The sequence below is a fragment of the Ideonella alba genome (genome assembly GCF_018069875.1).
Taxonomy (GTDB): Bacteria; Pseudomonadota; Gammaproteobacteria; order Burkholderiales; family Burkholderiaceae_C; genus Ideonella; species Ideonella alba.
In genome coordinates this window covers 1-1516 of record NZ_JAGQDF010000030.1, presented here as the reverse complement: position 1 = coordinate 1516, position 1516 = coordinate 1, and the positions used below count along the sequence as shown (strand labels likewise).

Sequence of the window (1516 nt, the reverse complement as noted above, 5' to 3'; positions counted from 1 at the left end):
GCTATGCGGGCCTGGGATCAACTTGCGCTTGACGGACGGGGAAGCCCTTGTAGTTCGAGCTGAGCCGCGCACGCCGGCATGACGCTTGGCCCGCTGGACGGATGATGGCTTAAGCCGGGAAGCGGGCCAAGTGCCATGACGGTGGGCGTCGGTTCCAGCGAGGGGTTAGGCGTCACCGCGCGGGAGGGGTGGGCGTGCGCGTGCGGCTCCGGCCACACCTCGCGCACTTTTGATTGGACTAGACGAAGGGCCATACAAGAAGCCAGATGCCGAGCGCAGACCAGGCTGTGATGGAAATGGACGCAAGCAGTGCCAGCCACGGCCGTGACTTGCGAGCCTCTTCGTGGACGAACCACACATGGAACAGGGCCCATGCGATCGGCGCGACCACAAACGGCACGACAAATGTTGGGATAAGTAGGCTGAGCATGCCGAGAACCACGGCAGCACCCGCAAGTACACCCAGTGGCACAGAGCGTATGCCTGGCACGCCAAACACCTGAACCAGCCGTGCGGCGTACTTGATGACGAGCGCTGCGCCGAGCGCAAGTACGGCCGGTTGCAGAAGCACGAGAATGGGGTTTGCGATGGCAGCGCCAAGCATGGTTCCAGGCTGTATTGTGCGTCTCACCAAGCACGCATTCGGTGGCTTTAGCTACCGTCGTAATGAGACCCCTTGGCTTGTGGCGCCTAACGTTTGAGTTCAGCCGCGCGCAGAGGCCGCAGGCCGGAGCGTGTCGGCTGGAACGAATAGTTAGATTCGCACTGCCTCATTGAGAGACAACTACTGCACGAAATGCGGGTTCCGCGGCAAGATTGCGAAGATTCTCCATGAATACGTTGAGGAACATGGTTGCAACGCCGCCGGGAAGTGACTCCTGAGCAGTGAATGCTCCGGTAGTGGTTTGGGTGAATACCACCTTCCCCTGAGACACCGAGAACACTTCCCAGACGGTTTGCATGAAAACGTTGCCCTTTGCCAGGTCCGGTGCGCCTACGTTCAGCAGCGGACTGCCAGAGAAGGGAAAACAGAAGTTGGCTTCAACCTTTGTGACGGTTGCGCCGATCCGAAAGTCTGGCGGGACCGCAGCCGCAAAGACTGTCTCGCTCTGGGCAGCCAGTCGAAACTTCAGCGGCTCAAGGACAGCGCGGAATCCTTGCGTCAAGTCGCTGTCGGTGACTGGCAAGCGGCCCGCAGGAAGGCCACGAGGACGCCCTACTTGGCAGAACATGCCATAGCGGACGTTGAACTTCGCTTCTTCGGGTGGCAAACGGGTAATGACACTGTGAAGGTCAAGCAGTTGGGAGGTTGCGCGCTCAGGCACCGCTGTGGGTGTCGCTCGAGGCGCGGGCGAAACGGGCTCGATGGCACAGCCTGTCAGTAGGACTGCTGCGGCGAGTAAAGTGATCAGAGGTCGCATGGGGTGGTGTTTGCGAATCTAACGAATGAAAGGGACTTCCCCGTCCCGGACCAGCCGCGAAGCGGCAGACGGCAACTGAGTGCCACGATGGGAAG

The 1516-nt window shown here is 60.5% G+C and carries 2 protein-coding genes; both read right to left on the bottom strand.

What is annotated here, in order from left to right:
• Positions 1-238: 238 nt before the first annotated feature.
• On the bottom strand, positions 239-604 hold the full coding sequence (locus tag KAK07_RS25035; RefSeq protein ID WP_210863694.1) for a hypothetical protein: 366 nt from the start codon (positions 602-604) through the stop codon (positions 239-241).
• Between the two features lie 166 nt (positions 605-770).
• Positions 771-1325, bottom strand: coding sequence for a hypothetical protein (locus KAK07_RS25030; protein ID WP_210863692.1), 555 nt, complete (start codon positions 1323-1325; stop codon positions 771-773).
• Positions 1326-1516 lie beyond the last annotated feature (191 nt).